At 68.2% G+C, this 18,174-nt stretch carries 15 protein-coding genes; 6 read left to right on the top strand and 9 right to left on the bottom strand.

All coding sequences use genetic code 11. The features are described from left to right. The first annotated feature begins 326 nt into the window (after positions 1–326). The 3 genes from F1D05_RS21545 to F1D05_RS21535 all read left to right on the top strand — a co-directional run bounded on the left by F1D05_RS21545 (position 327) and on the right by F1D05_RS21535 (position 5,726). Positions 327–2,090, top strand: a complete 1,764-nt coding sequence (locus tag F1D05_RS21545) for an ABC transporter transmembrane domain-containing protein (protein WP_185441952.1) — start codon at positions 327–329, stop codon at positions 2,088–2,090. Beyond that, complete coding sequence (locus F1D05_RS21540; protein ID WP_185441951.1) at positions 2,087–3,865, top strand: ABC transporter ATP-binding protein; 1,779 nt, start codon at positions 2,087–2,089, stop codon at positions 3,863–3,865. The genes F1D05_RS21545 and F1D05_RS21540 overlap by 4 nt, the downstream gene beginning before the upstream one ends. A 61-nt stretch (positions 3,866–3,926) precedes the next feature. Next, the gene (locus F1D05_RS21535) at positions 3,927–5,726 is read left to right on the top strand and encodes a S9 family peptidase (RefSeq protein WP_185441950.1); all 1,800 of its coding nucleotides are present in this window, start codon (positions 3,927–3,929) and stop codon (positions 5,724–5,726) included. Here the strand turns inward: F1D05_RS21535 and F1D05_RS21530 are convergent. From F1D05_RS21530 to F1D05_RS21515, 4 genes are all read right to left on the bottom strand, one after another. Next, on the bottom strand, positions 5,723–6,634 hold the full coding sequence (locus F1D05_RS21530) for a S66 peptidase family protein (protein WP_246485837.1): 912 nt from the start codon (positions 6,632–6,634) through the stop codon (positions 5,723–5,725). The genes F1D05_RS21535 and F1D05_RS21530 overlap by 4 nt on opposite strands. Before the next feature lie 36 nt (positions 6,635–6,670). Beyond that, a complete protein-coding gene (locus tag F1D05_RS21525) occupies positions 6,671–10,114 on the bottom strand; it encodes a phosphodiester glycosidase family protein (protein ID WP_246485836.1) in 3,444 nt (1,147 codons plus the stop codon). Between the two features lie 205 nt (positions 10,115–10,319). Then, positions 10,320–10,643 carry a rhodanese-like domain-containing protein gene (locus tag F1D05_RS21520; protein WP_185441948.1) on the bottom strand — a complete coding sequence of 108 codons (324 nt, stop codon included), beginning with the start codon at positions 10,641–10,643 and terminating at the stop codon, positions 10,320–10,322. A gap of 51 nt (positions 10,644–10,694) precedes the next feature. Next, the gene (locus F1D05_RS21515; RefSeq protein ID WP_185441947.1) at positions 10,695–12,167 is read right to left on the bottom strand and encodes an MFS transporter; all 1,473 of its coding nucleotides are present in this window, start codon (positions 12,165–12,167) and stop codon (positions 10,695–10,697) included. Between the two features lie 102 nt (positions 12,168–12,269). Here F1D05_RS21515 and F1D05_RS21510 point away from each other — a divergent pair, with 102 nt between their 5' ends. Beyond that, positions 12,270–12,893 (top strand): TetR/AcrR family transcriptional regulator, encoded by a 624-nt coding sequence (locus F1D05_RS21510; protein WP_185441946.1) that lies wholly within the window; start codon positions 12,270–12,272, stop codon positions 12,891–12,893. Between the two features lie 146 nt (positions 12,894–13,039). Then, positions 13,040–14,020, top strand: a complete 981-nt coding sequence (locus F1D05_RS21505) for a trypsin-like serine peptidase (protein ID WP_185441945.1) — start codon at positions 13,040–13,042, stop codon at positions 14,018–14,020. A gap of 64 nt (positions 14,021–14,084) precedes the next feature. Here the strand turns inward: F1D05_RS21505 and F1D05_RS21500 are convergent, their stop codons facing one another. Next, positions 14,085–14,942, bottom strand: coding sequence for a DNA-formamidopyrimidine glycosylase family protein (locus F1D05_RS21500; protein ID WP_185441944.1), 858 nt, complete (start codon positions 14,940–14,942; stop codon positions 14,085–14,087). A 127-nt stretch (positions 14,943–15,069) separates the two neighbouring features. Here F1D05_RS21500 and F1D05_RS21495 point away from each other — a divergent pair, with 127 nt between their 5' ends. Continuing rightward, on the top strand, positions 15,070–15,213 hold the full coding sequence (locus tag F1D05_RS21495) for a hypothetical protein (RefSeq protein ID WP_185441943.1): 144 nt from the start codon (positions 15,070–15,072) through the stop codon (positions 15,211–15,213). Between the two features lie 111 nt (positions 15,214–15,324). Here the strand turns inward: F1D05_RS21495 and F1D05_RS21490 are convergent, their stop codons facing one another. The 4 genes from F1D05_RS21490 to F1D05_RS21475 all read right to left on the bottom strand — a co-directional run bounded on the left by F1D05_RS21490 (position 15,325) and on the right by F1D05_RS21475 (position 18,076). Then, positions 15,325–16,152 carry a class I SAM-dependent methyltransferase gene (locus tag F1D05_RS21490; RefSeq protein WP_185441942.1) on the bottom strand — a complete coding sequence of 276 codons (828 nt, stop codon included), beginning with the start codon at positions 16,150–16,152 and terminating at the stop codon, positions 15,325–15,327. 93 nt (positions 16,153–16,245) lie between these two features. Continuing rightward, on the bottom strand, positions 16,246–16,788 hold the full coding sequence (locus F1D05_RS21485) for a hypothetical protein (protein ID WP_206685787.1): 543 nt from the start codon (positions 16,786–16,788) through the stop codon (positions 16,246–16,248). Between the two features lie 140 nt (positions 16,789–16,928). Further along, a complete protein-coding gene (locus F1D05_RS21480) occupies positions 16,929–17,549 on the bottom strand; it encodes a hypothetical protein (RefSeq protein ID WP_185441941.1) in 621 nt (206 codons plus the stop codon). Then, complete coding sequence (locus F1D05_RS21475; RefSeq protein ID WP_185441940.1) at positions 17,546–18,076, bottom strand: RNA polymerase sigma factor; 531 nt, start codon at positions 18,074–18,076, stop codon at positions 17,546–17,548. The genes F1D05_RS21480 and F1D05_RS21475 overlap by 4 nt, the downstream gene beginning before the upstream one ends. Between the last annotated feature and the right edge of the window lie 98 nt (positions 18,077–18,174).

Raw genomic sequence — 18,174 nt, 5'->3', positions numbered from 1 at the left:
GCGGGCGGCAGGGACGAAGCCGGTTTCGAAGGAGCCGGTGAGGCGGGCGGTGAGGACTGTGCCGACGATGGCGACGCGGAGGGCAGATCCTGAGCACGAGCAGCCGCCGCTGCCGAGTCAGCTCGCCCACCCGCTCAGCCTGCACTCCCCGATCCAGTTCAAACGTTGAAGACTCTCCAACCGGCCCAGAATCCGGACGGCCGAAAAGGGTTTGACGGGCCCCTCACCAGGCCGCCTACGCTGGATGCATACGCCTGGTCAGGTGCTCCGAAACCCCTCCTGTATTCCCTTCAAAACCTTCTATTCTATGCCTCCTTTGGGACGTCATGTCGCTGCGCCTCATTCCCTTCGCCGACCCGGGTGTGCCAGATACCCGGTCCGGCCTCCGACTCATTCTCTGGCTCGAGCACCAGCAACTGCGCGGACAAGTCGTCGCGGTCGGCTGGGGCCTGCTGTACTTCGGTGGCATCGCCGCCGCCCCGGTCGCGGTCGGCATCGCTGTCCAGGCCGTGATCGACAAGTCCTGGTCCCGGCTGCTGCTGGCCGGCCTGCTGTTGCTCGGGATGGGCGCGGCCAAAGCCGGCGCCGACTCCTTCTTCCACCGCGCCGTGGTGACCAACTGGATCAGTACGGCGTCGCGCATCCAGCAGCTGATCTCCCGCAAGGCCGCCGAGCTCGGCTCGATGCTGACCCGGCGGATCGCGGCTGGTGAGGTCGTTGCCGTGAGTAGCGGTGATGTCGAGAAGATCGGCTGGTTCGTCGAGGTGCTCGGCCGGTTCATCGCAGCCCTGCTGACCTGTTTCGCCGTGGTGATCGGCCTGCTCTTCTACGAGCCCAAGCTCGGCCTGATCGTCGCCATCGCCGTCCCGGTACTGGCCTTCTCGATCGTGCCGCTGATGGGTCCGGCCGAGCGACGGGCCGATCAGCAGCGCGCCAAGGGCGGCCGGGCCACCGAGCTCGCCGCCGACACGGTCGCCGGTCTGCGCGTACTGCGCGGCATCGGCGGCGAGCAGCTCTTCCTGGACCGCTATCGCGAGGCCTCGCAGGAGTACCGGTCGAGCGCGGTCCGGTCGGCCCGCATGTGGTCGCTGATCGCTGCGCTCCAGGTGCTGTTGTTCGGCCTGTTCCTGGTGGTGATCGTCTGGTTCGGCATCAACTTCGTGACGGAAGGGCGGATCAGCGTCGGCGAGCTCGTCACGACGTACGGTTTCATCACCTTCATGCTGGTCCCGCTGCAGACGTTCGAGGAGACGGCGAGCGCGTTCATCTTCTCGAAGGTGTCCGCACGTCGTGCCGCGCGCGTGCTGTCGTTGCAGCGCACCGACGGCCAGGCGGAGACCGCTGCCGCCCAGGTGCCGACGGGTGATCTGTTCGACCCGGTCACTGGTCTGTCCGTGACGGCTGGGAGCTTCACTGCTGTGGTCTGTGGCAACCCAGACGCCAGCGGGCGGCTTGCGGATCGCCTCGGCGGTCACAGCCCGGACGCCGAGCCAGGGCAGGCTTCTGTGCTGCTCGGTGGCGTAGCGCTCGACGAGCTGCCACTGGACTCAGCACGGACCGCCGTGCTCGTGCAGGACAAGGACCCGGTGCTCCTGTCCGGGACCGTCCGCGACCTGTTCGACGTACCGTCCAGCGGGGACGTGACGGTAGAGGCTGCTCTCGACGCGGCTCAGTGCGAGGACATCCTTGACGTACTGCGTCAGACGCTGCCGGAAGGCGGCACGGATGCCACGCAGGCGCTGCTAACCGAGCGCGGCAGGTCACTGTCCGGTGGGCAGCGTCAGCGCGTAGCTCTTGCCCGCTCACTGTTCGTCGACCCGGCCCTGCTGGTGCTGGACGAGCCGACCAGCGCGGTGGACGCACACACCGAGGCACGGATCGCTGACGGTCTGCGCCTCTTGCGAGCCGGCCGGACCACCGTGGTGTTCACGTCCAGCCCGCTGATGCTGGACCGCGCGGAGCAGGTCGTGTTCGTGCCGGACGGCCGGGTCGAGGCCATCGGCACCCACCACGAACTGGTGAACAGCCACAGCCAGTACCGCGCAGTGGTCACCCGTGAAGACGAGCCAACCCTCGAGGAGTCGGCGTGAAACGCCCTGAGTACGACCCGGCAGCACCGCAGGAAGCTGCACGCCTGCCGGTAGCCGGTACTGCGACGGTGCGGGCCTATCTGAAGACCCTGTTCCGCCGGCATCGCCGTGCGTTCGGCTGGCTGACAGTGGTCAACGCGGTGGCGGCGCTGAGTGGCATGGTCGGTCCATGGCTGCTCGGTAACGTGGTGGAGAAGTTGTCTCTCGGCAGGACGGACGTAGACCTTCCGTACGTCGTGCTCGGCTTCGTCTGCGCGCTTGCCGTGCAGACGGTGTTCGTCCGGCTCACCCGGCTTCGCGGTGCGGTGCTGGGCGAGGAGATGCTGGCCGACCTGCGAGAGGACTTCCTGGTCCGAGCTGTCGCCCTGCCGCCCGGCGTACTGGAGCGGGCCGGCACCGGCGACCTGCTGTCCCGGATCACCACAGACGTGGACCGTCTCTCGCACGCCATGCGCGACGCGGTTCCGCAGCTGACCATCGCGGTGATCTGGGCCGGGCTGCTGATCGGCGCGCTGATCGTGACCGCGCCGGAGCTGGCAGTCGCCGTGGTCATCGCAGCACCGATCCTGATCATCGGGGGTCGCTGGTACTTCCGCCGCGCGCCAAAGGCGTACAGGTCGGAAGCGGCGGGCTACGCCGCGGTCGCGTCGGCACTGGCGGAGACGGTGGACGCCGGCCGGACCGTCGAGTCGCACCGGCTCGGTTACCGCCGGATCAAGCTCGGCGACACCCGGATCGGCCAGTGGGTCGCCTGGGAGCGGTACACGCTGTACCTGCGGATGATCCTCTTCCCGATCATCAACATGACCCACACGGTCGCACTGGCCGCGGTCCTGATGATCGGCGGCGGGCTGGCGATCGAGGGCTGGATCACCGTCGGCGCGCTGACCACGGGTGCGCTCTACATCCAGATGCTGATCGAGCCGGTCAACATGATGATCCGCTGGTACGACGAGTTGCAGGTGGCCCAGGTCTCGCTGGCCCGGCTGGTCGGCGTCCGTGAGGTCGAGGCGGCCGCGGCAGGCGACGACAAGGAGCCGGACGGGCGGACCGTGCTGGCCGACGAGGTGCGCTTCGGCTACCTCGAAGGCCGGGACGTGCTGCACGGCGTCACCTTGACGGTGCAGCCGGGCGCACGGGTCGCACTGGTAGGCCCTTCTGGTGCAGGGAAATCCACCCTCGGCCGGTTGCTGGCGGGGATCTACTCGCCGCGAATGGGCGACATCACCTTGGGTGGTGCGGCCCTGGACCGAATGTCGGCCGAGCAGGTCCGCAGTCACGTCGCGCTGGTCAACCAGGAGCACCACGTGTTCGTCGGCAGTGTCCGCGACAACCTGCGACTGGCTCGGCCGGCCGCGAGTGACGCGGAGCTGTGGACCGCATTGCGATCGGTGGACGCGCATGCGTGGGTGGCCGGGTTCGAGCACGGTCTCGACACCGAGGTCGGTTCGGGCGGGGTCTCGCTCACGCCGGCCCAGGCCCAGCAGGTCGCACTGGCCAGGTTGGTGCTGGCCGACCCGCACACGCTGGTCCTCGACGAGGCAACCTCGTTGATGGACCCGCGGGCCGCCCGGCATCTGGAGCGGTCGCTGGCCGGCGTACTGGAAGGCCGGACCGTGGTCGCGATCGCGCACCGGTTGCACACCGCCCACGACGCCGACGTGATCGCCGTGGTCGAGGACGGCCGCATCGTCGAGCTGGGCGGTCACGACGAACTGGTCGACGCCGAAGGCCCGTACGCCGCCCTCTGGCACTCCTGGCACGGAGACCGCTGAGGGTGCGGGTTCGCGCCGCCCGGCCGGGGCGGCGCGAACCCGGCGCGTGTGAGGATCAGCTGTGCTGACAACGTTGCTTTCGCTGCCGACCGTATTGGCCTTCGACGTTGACGGCGAGGGCCGTCTCCTGGTCGGGTACGACGGGAGCGGCATCCGGCAGTTGCACGAGATCGCGCCGGACGGGAACTGGCGGACGCTGACCGAATTGGCCAGCACGGTCCGCCGCGCGCGGTACATCCCGGGCAGCCGGCGGGTCGTGATCGAGCATGACAGCGGCGGCAACGAGCTGGGCCAGTTGTCGCTGCTCGATCTCGGGGCCGACGGTCTGCCGGAGCCTGTCGAGCTGGTTCACGACCCGGCGTACCTGCACTGGCTGATCGACGCCAATGCGACCCGGGTGCTGTTCTCGACGAACCGCCGCAACGGCACCGACTTCGACCTGGTCGCGCGGGACCTGGAGACCGGTGCGGACACGGTGCTGTACGAGAGTTCCAGCTACCTGGCGACGGTCACCGCGTCACCGGACGACCTCTGGGTCACCATCCTGGTCGCGAACGGTCCAGGCAACTCGTACCAACTGCTGCTCGTCGACGCGACCACCAAGACCGTCACGGAGCTCACCGCCGCCGACGCCGCGAACTACCAGGACAGCGTCTCCTGGCTGCCGGACTCCTCCGCCTTCATCGTTTCGAGCGATGCGGGCCGGGACCGCTTGGCATTGCGGAAGTACGACGTCGCCCAGGGCACCTGGAGCGACCTGCTGGCCGACGACGCCCACGACCTGGCCGGTTGGGTCTGCCCGGACGGCGAGCATCTCCTGGTCGGCACCACCGACGACGGTGAAATCTCGGTCGCTCTGCACAAGCTCACCGGCGAGGGTTCACCCGTGCCGCTCGGTCTACCGACAGGTGGCGCGGCAGCTCGATCGCATGTGTCACCGGACCCGCTCTGGTCGGCCGACGGCAGCTACGCGCTGATCAACTACAGTTCGCCGATCCAACCGCCGTCGGTGATCCGCTACTCCCGCGAGACCGGTGAGCTGTTCGTCGTCGAGGTGCCCGATATGCCGGCTCTTCCGGCCGGTCCGGCTCATCCGGAGAGCCATCGGATCACCTCGTTCGACGGCGAGCAGGTGCCCGCCTTCGTCTACCGGCCGGCCGATGGCGGCGACGGTTCGGCCGTGATTGTGATTCACGGCGGTCCCGAGGCGGCGGCCCTGCGAACGTGGAACCCGATCGTCACCGCCTTGGCCGCGGCGGGGCACACCGTCGTGGTGCCGAACGTGCGCGGCTCCGCGGCGTACGGCAAGCGCTGGTACTCGCTCGACGACAAGGCGCTGCGGCTCGACTCGGTGAAGGATCTCGCCGCGATCCACGCGTGGCTGCCGAGCGTCGGTGTCGACCAGGACCGGGTCGCGCTCTGGGGTGGCTCGTACGGCGGGTACATGGTGCTCGCCGGACTCGCCTTCCAGCCTTCGCTGTGGGCAGCAGGAGTCGACATCGTCGGAATGGCCTCGTTGACCACGTTCCTGGCGAACACGTCGGACTACCGGCGCGCGGTGCGCGAGCGCGAGTACGGCTCGCTGACCGAGGACAGCGAGTTCCTGGAGGAGGCGAGCCCGCTCAACCGGGCCGACGACATCGAGGCGCCGCTGCTGGTCATCCACGGCGCCAACGACCCCCGCGTCCCGCTCTCCGAAGCCGAGCAGATCGCCGAGGCGCTGGCCAAACGGGACATCCCCTGCCAGCTGCTCGTCTACGCCGACGAGGGGCACGGCCTCGCCAAACTCAAGAACCGCCTCGACGCCTACCCGCAGGCGTTCGCCTTCCTTGCTGAACAGCTGGCCTCGCCGAACAGCTAGCTCAGCGCGGGTAGCAGCGGGATCAGGCTGGTGCCTTCCAGCCGGACCGGGAGGCCGAGCGGGATGGCCAGGTTGACCTCGGCGTGGCCGATGGCGGCGCCGTCGATCATCGGTACGCCGAGGGGAACCAGTCGTTCCTGGATCACCTCGGCGACCAGATCCTTGTCGTCGGCTTCGGTGAAGTCGCCGATCACCAGGCCGCTGACCTCGTCGAACCAGCCGGATCTGAGCAACTGGGTGAGCAGCCGGTCGATCCGGTAGGCATCCTCACCGACATCCTCCAGGACGACGATCCCGGCCGGCTTGGCGAAGGTCGGCGTACCGAGACTGGCGGCCAGGAGAGCCAGGTTGCCCCCGAGGAGGCGGCCTTCCGCAGTACCGGGGACGACTGTCCGGGCGCCGACAGGAGCGAGCAGGTCGGTCACCGACTCGGGCGTGAACAAAAGATCACGCAGGCGATCGTGGCCGTGCTCGGAGCCGAGCTGCTCGACGGCGGCCGCCATCGGTCCGTGGATCGTGACCAGGCCGCGAGCGTTCAGCACCTCGTGCAAGGCGGTGATGTCGCTGAAGCCGACGAGGATCTTGTCGATCCCGGCCAGCTCCTCGACGTCGAGGTGCTCGAGCGTGCGCTGTACGCCGTACCCGCCGCGGCCGCAGAAGACCGCCTTGAAGTCCGCCTCCAGCCACGCCGTCCGGAAGTCCGCGGCGCGAGCCGTGTCCTCCGACGCCAGGTACGGCAACTTGTCGTGCCGCCCGAGGGCAGAGGGCATCACCTCGACCTCGAGACCCCAGTCCCGCAGGTACTTCGTCCCGATCTCCAGCCGCTCGACCTTCAGCGGACCGGCCGGAGCAACCACTGCCACACGATCCCCGGCCACCAACCGCGCCGGTCTCCTCACCTCAGTCACCGGGCCGACGGTATCCCGCCCGTCGGCCCGCCGCACCTACCAGTCGATCTTTACCGTGCTGGTCTTGCTGACGCCGTTGACGGTGACGCTCAGTTGAGCCGTGCCGGGCCGGAGTGCGGTGAGCTGGCCGGTCGCCGGGTCGAAGGAGGCAACGGCCCAGAACGGAGCGGTCTTGGCCGGGCCGATGTGCAGGAAGGCCGAGCCTGACCAGTCGGCCGAGACCGGGAAGGACACGGGTACGCGCCGGTCTTCCTGTACTACGGTCGCTGCCGCCGGCGCCGTCTGGCCTCGGCGGAGGGATGCCGGAGCCGCCAGTTCGAGCGAGTCCACATGCGGCCGGAGTTCGACCTGGAACCACGCACGCTCCGGCGCCGACCAGTTCCGCTGCGCCTTGTCGGCCGGTCGGGCCGCCGGGTCGATCCCGACGAGCGCCCAGCCGGTGAACCCACCCGCGTCGGGCGCGGCCGCCGGACTCTTGCCGGAGTTGCCGGTCAGCGGAAGCAGTACGCCGTCGGTCCGGGTCGCCGCGAAGGTCCCGGCATGCGCTGCCATGTACGCCGCGCCCTTGCCGGTCGAGGCGCGGAAGCCGGCCAGCCAGCGCACCAGCAGTTCGGCCTCCTTGCGATCTCCGAGCTGGGAGTTCTGCGTCGGTGACGGATCGTCGATCGGGTGGTGCGCCATCACCACGACGTTGTGGATCGCCGGGTTCGTGGCCGCGTCGTCCAACTGCTTGCGCAGGTCGAGGATCTGGTCGAACCCACCGGCCCGGAGCGATCCGAGCGAGGAGTCCCGCAGTACGAAGCGGGTGCCCTTGTGGTCGAAAGTGCTGGTCGGGGCGCCGAACACCTTGGTCCACTCGGACAGGTCACCGGGGCCGTAGCTCTCGTGGTTGCCCGGTACGTAGTGCACCGGCACCTTGCCGGCGACCTCTTCGTCGATGATCTTCTTGGCCAGCGCGATGTCGTTCGCGAAGCCGCGGTCGACGAAGTCGCCGTTGATCACCAGGAAATCCGGGTTCTGCGCGAGCGCCTCGCGGATCGTCCGGCGGGCCTGCTTCACGTAGTCCGACTCGGGGGCGTCCGCGGTGAACTGCGCGTCCGACATCACCGCGAACCTCCAACGTCCGCTGGAGATGAGACCGTCCGTGACCACCATCGGGTCGATCACCTTGGCCGGCGGCGTCACGGTCACCGGCGGAGCGCCCCGGACCGTCAGGTCGTCGATGATGATGCGGCCGGAGTACTGCCGGGTCGGCACGGTCTCCACCACGTAGATGCGCCAGAACCTCAGCGGCATCGTCAGCCCGGGCGGGATGGCCGCCTCGACGTACTTCCAGCCGGTCCAGTCCACCGTCGCCGCGAGGTTCAGCGTCTGCGCCGAACCGCCGGCGCCGTCGTACGCGTTGGCTCGCAACCAGGAGCCCTTGCCATCGCCGTACACCCAGGCACCGAGCTTCTGCGGCTGCCCGGGCAATGTCTGCTGCGGCGTCTGGGAGAGGTACGCCGCGCGCGTGGCCGTGCTGCCCGTCAATGAGTAATCCAGCGCGATCGCCTGGCCGCCATCGTGGCCCTCGGCAACCGACCTGGAAGCCGTCGCGGCACCGACCGGTACTGCGTTCGCCTGCCACTTGGCGGGATCGTCGACCTCGTCCACCACCTGGCTGCTCAGGCCGGCGGTGACACTGAGCTGGGTGGTCAGCGCGCCCACCTTCGCCGTGACGACTGTGGAGACCGCATCGGTGCCGACCGCGGTCACCTCGAAGCCATTGCCGCTAGCAACTAGCTTGATCAGCGCCGGATCGTAGGTCAGCTGGACGTCGCGCGGCTCCACCCAGGTGGAGAAGCCGTCCGCGTCGAAACCATTGACGGTGAAGAATCCTTTAGAAGTTGCGTCTGGCAACGACACCTGGCGGGTCGAAGGCGCCAGGCGGATCGGCGTACCGAGGACCGTCATCGGGAAGCGACCTCGGGCTTGGCCTTTCTCCGCCGTGACGATGACGTCGCCGGCACGTCGGCCGGTGACCACGCCTTGGCTAGTGACGCGCGCATTGCTCCCGACCGACCAGTGCGGCGTACCGCTGGCCGGCGCGTAGGTTTCATCGTGACCGCGTGCGGTGAGGACCCGGCTGAGGCCGGTCAGCACGCGGGAACTCTTGGAGACGTCGATGTCGGGCCGCTCCGCCGCGGTACCAGCGGCCTCGACCTGGAAGCCCTTGAGTTGGCCGGATCCCTTGCCTGGAAGGAGTCCCAGGCCGTTCGGGACGAGGCGTTCGCCGCCGTCGGACGGGTCGTTGACCACCTCGGGTGCCTGCTTGCCGGGCGAGCGGGCCAGCATCGTGGAGGAGCCGCCGCCGTCCAGGTTGAGTACGTCGTCGGCGCCGAGGCCGATCATCAGCTGACCCATCTCCTTGAGCGACAGACCGCGCGATCCGGTCGCCCGGCCGTCAACGGTCAGCAGCACCATCCGGCGGCCGTTGTCGGTGAACCCGACCGCGGTGCGCGGGGCCAGATCGGCATCCGGCACATCGTCGAGCACCTTGCCGTCGCGAGCGAGCTGGACGTTGCCGCTGATCCCCGTCGCGATCTCGGCCGCGTCGGCGCGAGGGCCGTACTGGACCTCGACCTTGTCGCCGATCTCGAAGGCGGCCAGCGCGGTGGCGCCGGTCTCGCGGCCGATCAGGGCAAGCTCGGTGGCGGCGAGCGGCGTAGTACCGGGGGTGGTGTTCGAGGAGACGACGACGCCGTCGCGCACGACGACCTCGCGGACCGTCGGCAGTCCGTCAACCGTGCGGGTGCGGGGAGCGTCGCCCCACTCGGGGGTGTAGAGGCCGATGCCGTTCGCGCCGACGGTCGGCGAGTTGAGGTTGCTGAGATCGAGCTTGGTGGCGTCGTCGTCGGTCGCGGTGCCCTGCAGGAACACTTGCGCGATCCGGCCGAGACCGTCCTTGCCGATCACCGCGGTGTCGTTGTGCCCGGCGGCGGGCGCGTTGATCAGCCGGCCGTTGTCGATGCCCACCCCGAGCGGGGCGGTGGTGTCGTTGATGTCGAAGAAGTCGCCGTTGACGCCGGCGATCGCGCCCTTGCGAGCCAGTTGCTGGCTGACCGGCTGACCACCGGAGACCTTGCCGGTGTTGACGTAGTCCACGGTCACACCGTGTTTGTCGAGATCCGCGACCAGGAAGTCACCTCGCAGCCAGCCGCGCGCGTCGAGTCGTTCGAACGCGGTGTGGTTCACGCCGGGCGCGACCGGGCTGTCCTGGCGACTCGTGACGAGGCCTTCGCCGACCGGAGCGATCGCGATGTCGGCGATGTCCGACGCGGCCGACGAGTGCTGGAGCGCCTCGACCGGGGCCAGGCCCGGATCCGGTGCCGGGTGAGCGAGCGCCGGGGTGAAGACGGTGGTGGCGAGCAGACCGCCCGCCAGCACGCTGACCGCCGTACGCCGTCGCCTTGTCGGTGGGGTTGAGCGGAACGATGACAAAGCGGCCTCCTCGGCATGGACGGACGCGGCCATCCGACGCCGAGAGCCCTACCGACAGGTGAGGCGCAGGTGTACGCCGATCGACCGACCGGTGACAAAGTAACGTCTTCAGCCGTCCACCGGAAGGTTTCTATCTATCTTGCATCTTGCTTGCGTCCGAAGAGGCGAGGGTCAGACCCCTCAGCCGTTCGGACGTAAAGGGTGGTCAGCTGACGGCGACCGGGCGGCCGGCGGCCTCCCAGGCCTGCATCCCGCCGTCGAAGTTCATCGCGTCCCGGCCCTGGGAGGCGAGGAACTGGGTCGCCATCGAGGATCGGCCACCGACGGCGCAGACGCAGACCACCTTCTGGTCGAGCGGCACCTCGCCGACCCGCTCCTGCAGCTGGCCGAGCGGGATATGCGTCGCGCCGGTGATGTGGCCGCGGTCCCACTCGTCCGGCTCCCGCACATCGAGCACGAACGCCTCGGCCAGCAACTCGTCGTCAAGGTCGGCCACGCCCACGGCGGGAATCTGCGGATTCTGGAACATGCCCTGATCATCGCAGCCTCCCCCGCCGGTCACCACACACGGTCCACACGACTACACCTCGAGAGCATCGGCAGCGGGCTCGCTCGACGCGTCGTCGGCGACGCCCCGCGCGCGCAGGATCGCCCAGCCGACGAGTAGTCCGGAGACGACCGTCAGCGTGAGGCCGGCGATGGTGACCGCCTCTTCGAACTGCGAGGTCTGCTGCGTGGTCCAGTTCGAGCTGGCGATGTCGCCGGTGAAGAGCGCCGCGAGGATGGTGCCGGTCACGGCCAGACCGACGCCGGGGGTGACCTGAGTGGCGGTGTCGAGCAGCGCCGCGCCGATCGTGGTCCGGTTCTTCGGCAGACCGCGGAGCACGTTGAATCCGGCGACAGTGCCGATGACCCGCATCCCGGCAGCCACGAGCACGAGAGAGATGGCGACCCAGACGTATCCGAAGCGGCTGAAGAGGCCGAAGACGGCAAGGCCGGACACGACACCCGCTGAGCTGCTCCAGGCGGCCCGATCGGCACCGACCCACTCCACGAACGGACCGACGAGCCTGCCGCCCGCGACCAGGACCACGACCTGCGGCAGCATGCCGAGGGAAGCCTGCACGGGCGTCCAGCCGCAGTCGAGCTGCAGCTGCAGGGTCACCATGTAGCCGAGGCCGGCGACCGCCAGGCCGGCTGCGGCCTTGTAGGCAAGGGCGCTCGACACCAACGGGCGGGCAATGAGCTTCAGGTCGAGCAGTGGGTACTGCGCCGTGCGGGACCGTACGACGAAGGCGATCCCGGCCACGACAGCTGCGACTGTCACCGTCCACGGCGCCCACGAACCGGAGCCTTCGTTGACGAACAGCGTCGGTGAGAGGAGCGCGAGCACGATCGTCGCCGTGCTCAGCAGTGCACCGAGGACATCCACCGGGTCGTGGTGCAGCTCAGCCGGATCGTCGGCGGCGATGCCTGCTCGCACACCAACAAAGGCGAGCACGGCGATCGGCACGTTCACCAGCAGCAGCACCTGCCACGGAGCGAACGCGAGCACGAAACCACCCATTGTCGGTCCGACAGCGAGGCCGACCAGACCAACGGTCGAGATGAGCGTGATCGCCTTGACCTGGAGCTTGTCCGTGTCGAACAGCCGGAAGGCGAGCGCGATCGAGCCAGGAGTGGTCATCGCCGCCGCGACGCCCATCACGCCTCGTACGGCGATCAGCTGCCCGGCAGAGGTGACGAAGGCTGTCGCAAGACTCGCGACACCCAGCAGCACCAGGCCGATGAGCATGATCCGGCGGCGGCCGAACCGGTCGGCGATCGCGCCGAACAGCAGCATCAATCCGCCGAACAGGACCACATACGCGCCGGTCACCCACTGCAGCGCGACCGTCGAAGCATGCAGGTCGCGCCCGATCGTGGGCAGCGCGACGTTCAGGATCGAGTTGTCCAGCATCTCGAACAGGAAGACCGCGGAGAGGCCGGCCAGGGCGATCCAGGCCTCCGGCAGGGATTGGGGAGGCGCGGTCACCTCGTGGTTGTGGCTCATGTTCGCTCCCTTCTCGAGCAGGCGATGTAGCTGGATCTATTTTTAGAGCGTACACCATTTTCTTGGGTCGACTCTAAATTTGTAGCTTGATAGCCTTCGGGCATGGCTGAGACCGGACTTCGCGAGCTCAAGAAGGCACGCACCCGGCGGCACATCGCCGAGACCGCGGCCCGGCTCTTCGCCGAGCGGGGCTACGAGAAAGTGGCGGTCAGCGAGATCGCGCGCGCGGCCGAGGTGGCGGAGCAGACGCTCTACAACTACTTCCCGACCAAGGAACAGCTGGTCACCGACCGCGAGCAGCAGATCCAGGACCGGCTGAGCGAACTGATCCGATCCCGGCCGGACGGGACGAGTCCTGCCGCCGCCATCCGCGACTTCGTCCTGCTGACGGTGTCGGAGATCGACGGAAGGCCTTCGGAGACCGCCCGCGGCAACCTCGGCTATCTGGCCGCCATCAGCCCGGCCGTCAACCGGCTGGCACTGGAGACGACCGACCGCCTGGCCGCCGCACTGGCCGCATCCATCGGCGACACGAGTTCGATCGCACCGGAGCTCGCCCGCCTCGACGGCCTCGCCCTGGCCGGCGTGTTCCGGATCATCATCAGCGAGTCGGGCAGCCGCACCCACGACGGCCAGACCCCGACCGAGATCGTCGCCGCGCTGTACCCGCAGATCGAGAACATCCTCACCGAACTGGACCGCTGGCAGACCCGCGTCGCCGACTGACCCTCATCTTCTGAGGTAAGCAAGTTTCGCCGACGGGTTGTATTTTGTTGTCATTTGTCCTCTACTGTGCGTGATCACTCGTGCGGCTGGAGTGACACGGCCGCACTGTGACGACTCTGTTCCGCCCCGAATGAGGAGTCACCATCATGAATAAGTCAGCCATGCCCAGGATGCTGCGGCTCGCCGTCGCGGCCGTCCTGCTGACCGCCGCCCCACTGTCCGCGGCCGTCGCCGCACCCGCAGCACCTGCGCCCGAAGTACAGGCTGCTGCCACGACCGGAGTACGAGCGCCTGCATTGCCGAAGTCCGCGCCCGCGGGCGCGCTGGACGCAACCGGCTACTGGACAGCCGAGAAGATGCGGAGTGCCATCCCGGCCGATCTGCCGGGTGACGCGAAACCTCCTGCGAACAAGGCGCCCGACGGCAACAGCACGTCGGGCATCGCCTCCCGTCCCGTTGCGCCGCTTGGGCACCAGGTGTTGAACGACGGCGTGCCGAGCACCGCGGGCAAGCTGTTCTTCAGCGACAACGGGCTCAACTACGTGTGCTCGGCGGCGACGATCGCCAACAACTACAAGAACCTGATCATCACGGCCGGCCATTGCGTCCACAGCGGTCAAGGTGGCAACTGGCACAGCAACATCGTGTTCGCGCCCAGCTACTACAACGGCGCGTCCGGAGCCGGGCTGTGGAACTGGTCCACCGCACGGACGTTCGACTCCTGGATGAGCAGCAGCGACTTCAGCCACGACCAGGCGTTCGTCACCTTCGGCCAGCGCAACGGCGCCAACCTGATCGACGCGGTCGGCGGCAACGGTCTGGTCTGGGGCAACACCCGCGACCAGGCGAACACCCGGATCTGGGGCTGGCCGGCCGAGGCGCCGTTCAACGGCGAGGTGCCGTACTACCAGGACGGCAACACGTTCTCGTACGGCTCGACCGATGCGGCGATGAGCTCCAACATGAACGGTGGCGCCAGCGGCGGACCGTGGCTGAAGGACCGGATCGACGCGAACCTCGGCTATGTCTTCGCGGTCACGTCCCGCCGGACGACCAGCGGACCGGCGTACCTGCTGTCGACGCCGAACACTCCCGACGTGAAGACGATGTTCGACCAGATGACCTGAGATCGGCGCCGGCCGGGGCAGGTATGAGCTGCCCCGGCCACTTCCCCGTACTGCGTACTTCGGGCTACTTCAGCAGCTTGGACAGGCGGCGATCGGCCAGCGGTTTGCCGCCCGTCTGACAGGTCGCGCAGTACTGCAGGGACGAGTCGGCGAAGCTGACCTCGCGGACGATGTCGCCGCAGACCGGGCACTTCTGGCCCTTACGGCCGTGCACCCGCAGCCCGCTCTTCTTCTCGGACTTGAGGTCCTGCGCCGCGAGCCCCTTGGAGCGCTCGACCGCATCGGTCAGCGTCTCCCGCATCGCGTCGTACAGGATCTTCTGCTCGTCGTCGCTCAGGTTCGAGGCCGGCTTGAACGGGCTCATCTTCGCCACGTGCAGGATCTCGTCGGAGTACGCGTTGCCGATCCCGGCAATGACGGACTGGTTCCGCAGGACGCCCTTCAGCTGGACCCGGCCCTCGCGTTTCAGGATCGCGCCGAACTCCTCGGCGGTCAGCGTGAACGGATCCGGCCCGAGGCGCGAGATCCCCGGCACCTCCGCCGGGTCGCGGACGACGTACACCGCGAGCTTCTTCTGCGTCCCGGCCTCGGTCAGGTCGAAACCGGAGCCGTCGTCGAGGGTCACCCGGAGCGCGATCGGGCCCTTGCCCGGCCGGATCAGCGCCGTCGACTGCTCTTCCCGCCAGCGCAACCAGCCGGCTCGGGCGAGGTGGATGACGAGGTGGATGCCCTGCGCGGAGATGTCCAGGAACTTCCCGTGCCGCTGCACGTCGTCGATCAGCAGGCCCGCCAGCGACGAGATCGGCGGGTCGTAGGTCTTCAGGGCGCTGATCGCGGTGATGTCGGCACGCACGATCGCCCGCTCGACGGCACGTTCCCGCAGGAACTCCACCAGCGATTCGACTTCCGGCAACTCGGGCACTCCCCAAGTGTGCCCCACACCGTGGACAGATTCCCGGGTCAATTTCCGGGGGTCGCTCGGGTGGATCACCCATACGGGACGGTTGCGGGGACCGCTACCGTCTTAGGAAGAGAGAAGGAGGGACCTGATGGGTTTCGTGAAGACATTGGTCAAGGGTGCTGTGGTGGCGAAGTTGCTGCAGGTCGCCCAGCGTGAGCTGAGCAAGCCGGAGAACCAGCGCAAGGCCAAGGAGATGTTCCAGAAGGTCCAGCAGCGGCGTAGCGCTCACTAGGAGCTGGCTACCTCACCCGGCGAGAGCCAGATCGGCCCGCCGAGCTGAGGCGCGCCCCGGTGAAGGGCGCGCCTCGCTGGCGACGTGCGGCAGGAGCGGCTGGCGTACGGGCTACCGGCGGACCGCCTGCAACGTGTAGGTGGCGGGCAGGCGGAATGGCTTCTCCGTGAGCCGCCACTCGCCGGTTTCGGGGTCTTCGGTCATGTGGCCGGGCAGCGCGGTCCAGGGCGCGCTGTCGTGTTCGGCGAGACCGGTGAGGTCCAGGCCGGCGTTCAACAGTGCCGTCACGATCTCGCCCAGCCCGTGGTTCCACTCGTGGGTCAGGTTGTTCGAGAACTCCGCCTCGGTCTCGACGTAGGTCCCGCCCTCGTCCCAGACCAGCGGTTCCTCGGTCTCGAAGTACGGGTAGTCGAGGGTCACCTCGCCGGCCACCCGATCCCCATCCAGCGCCCAGAGCATCGGATGCCCTTCGCGGATGAACAGCCGCCCGCCCGGTTTCAGCAACCCGGCCACGGTTTCGGCCCAGCGCTCGATGCTCGGAATCCAGCAGAGCGCCCCGATGCCGGTGTAGACGAGGTCGTACTGCGCGGCGCCGAGCACCTCGACGGCGTCGTATACGTCCGCCTGATGGAAGTCGACTCCCGCGCCCAACTGATCCGAGAACGACTGTGCCTGGGCGACCGCAGGACCGGAGAAATCCAGCCCGCTCATCCGCGCGCCCAGCCGGGCCAGCGACACCGTGTCGGTCCCGATGTGGCACTGCAGGTGAACTCCGCGCAGGCCGGAGATGTCCCCGAGCAGCGGTAAATCGAACCGCACCACATCGCTGAGGAACTTCGGATCGCGTTCGAACTCGGCCAACTTGTAGCCCGCCGACGCGGCATGCGCCGGCACCCGCTCGTCCCAGCTCGCCCGATTCACCACGCGGTAGTCATCCACCCGCCGACTGTGGCACACCACCGCCGACCACGCGCCTGGTTTTCCTGGTACTACGGGATGTCATGGCGCCCCGCCGTCGCCATCAGGCAAGCGCTACGACCCCGAAGGGCAGTCGTCGAGTTCAGCCTGTGCTGCCAGGCCGGCCAGTTTGACCGTCTGTTTCCGCATCATCAGAAGGTCACCCCAGGCCAGCAGATAACGCCCTACCGCATTGCCTCCTGCCGGTACGGCGAGCTTGACCACCAGCCGGGAACCGGTGCCCGCCGGGCTGACCGTATAGCTGACAGCGAGATTGCCGAACAGCCGCCGGGCCGCGGGTCGGTCGATCTGCAGCGTGAGCTGCCGGCCAGGGGTGAAGTCCACCAGCCGGAAGATCGTCATGAACCGCTGCCCCGACTCCAGCTCGTCCAGCCCTGGAGAGAGCGTGCGCGGACTCGGCTTTCCCCAGTGGTCCAAGAGGTCGTAGCTGTACGGCGCGATCCGCAACTGGCAGAACCATCGGAAGACCATCTCCGGCTTCGCGGCGGAATCGGCGGCCCGGAAGAAGCCCACCGAGGGCCCGTCCACGAACCGGTCACAGGCGTACTCCGCGGCGACTTCTTCAGCCGTCGTCCGCCACACCCAGGGAATACCCACCACCGAACACCTCCCGAGATCACCGGAAACATACCATACGGTATGGTTTGGAGCTGGCTCAGACAGCTAGATCGAATCGCCCCACATCGCTGAGGAACCGCCCGCGCTTGGGGTTCTACCCCTCCGCGCAGGCGGTGTTGCTACTTGCCGGAGAGCTTGCGGTTGAGGGAGAACAGCCGGCCGAGGATCGGCATCAAGACGATGTTCAGCCCGTGCAGCACCCCGATGACGAGCAGGATGCCGCCGATCCGGGCCGCCTCGAAACTGACCTGGGCCGCCAGCACTTTCGGTCCCCAGCTCTCCCGCGGCTCGAAGTTGACCGTGAACAGGATGTAGGCCGCGAAGATCAGGTAGTACACGATGTCCGTCAGGACGATGTAGCTCTTCCCGGTCTGCGGGTTGTCTTGGAACACGTCGGCGGCGTACGCCCGGCCGAAGCGTTTGATGAACGGGCCGAGCCAGAGCGCCAGACCGATCAGCAAGGCCGTCGTGAACAACTCCAGGATCCACCAGTCCATCAGCAGCTGTCCGTTCTTCTTGGGGGTCACCAGCCAGGTAATTGCCGTCAGCAACACAATCGAGGTACCGCCGAGCAGCAGCCCGAGGCGGATCCGGCGGCGGCGGACCTGGTCGTCGGCGATGCTGCCGAGGACCCGGTCGAACAGATCTGCCGAAGCCGGCCGGGACTCACCCGGTCCGAGCGCGGCGGTCAGCCGGCGCTCGATCGCGCTCGGGTCGTCCGGTCGTGCCTGACTGGTCATCCCAGTTCCTCCAGCTCGGCTTTCAAGGCGCGCATTCCGCGCTGCAGATGGGTCTTCACCGAGTTCGGCGACAGACCCAGCGTTTCCGCGATCGCACCGACGGACAGCTCGAGGTAGTAGCGCAGTACCAGGCAGTCGCGCTGCCGGCGGGGTAGTTGCCGGAGCGCCTCGATCACCTCGCGGCGGCTCTCGTCGACGGCGGCGTGGTCCTCGGCCGACCGGTCGTCCACCACGGCCGGTGGCCGGTGCCGCAGCGACACCAAGCCGCGCCGGTTGTGGTCGCGGGCGAGGTTGACCACGATCGAGCGCAGATAGGCGGCCGCCCGGTCCGGGTCGTTGATCCGGTGCTGGTTGCGGGCCAGCCGCAGGAACGCCTCCTGGACCAGGTCCTCGGCCGCCGTCCGGTCGTCGACGAACCACCGGGCCAGCTGAACCAGCCGCGCTCCCTCGGCCTGGAACAACGCGACGACCAGCGCGTCGGCATCCACCCGGACACCGGCGGCAGGCAACTCCGCGGCCGTACCCATAGCCCCCATCACCTGAACGGACGAGCGAAACGACTGAACGGGTGACAGCGCGAAAATCTTCGTCGCCGTGTCACCCGGCCGGCGACCACGACCCGTCT

The sequence above is a fragment of the Kribbella qitaiheensis genome (assembly GCF_014217565.1).
GTDB lineage: Bacteria > Actinomycetota > Actinomycetes > Propionibacteriales > Kribbellaceae > Kribbella > Kribbella qitaiheensis_A.
Note: the sequence above shows the minus strand (reverse complement) of the source record. Positions and strands in the feature narration are given on the sequence as shown.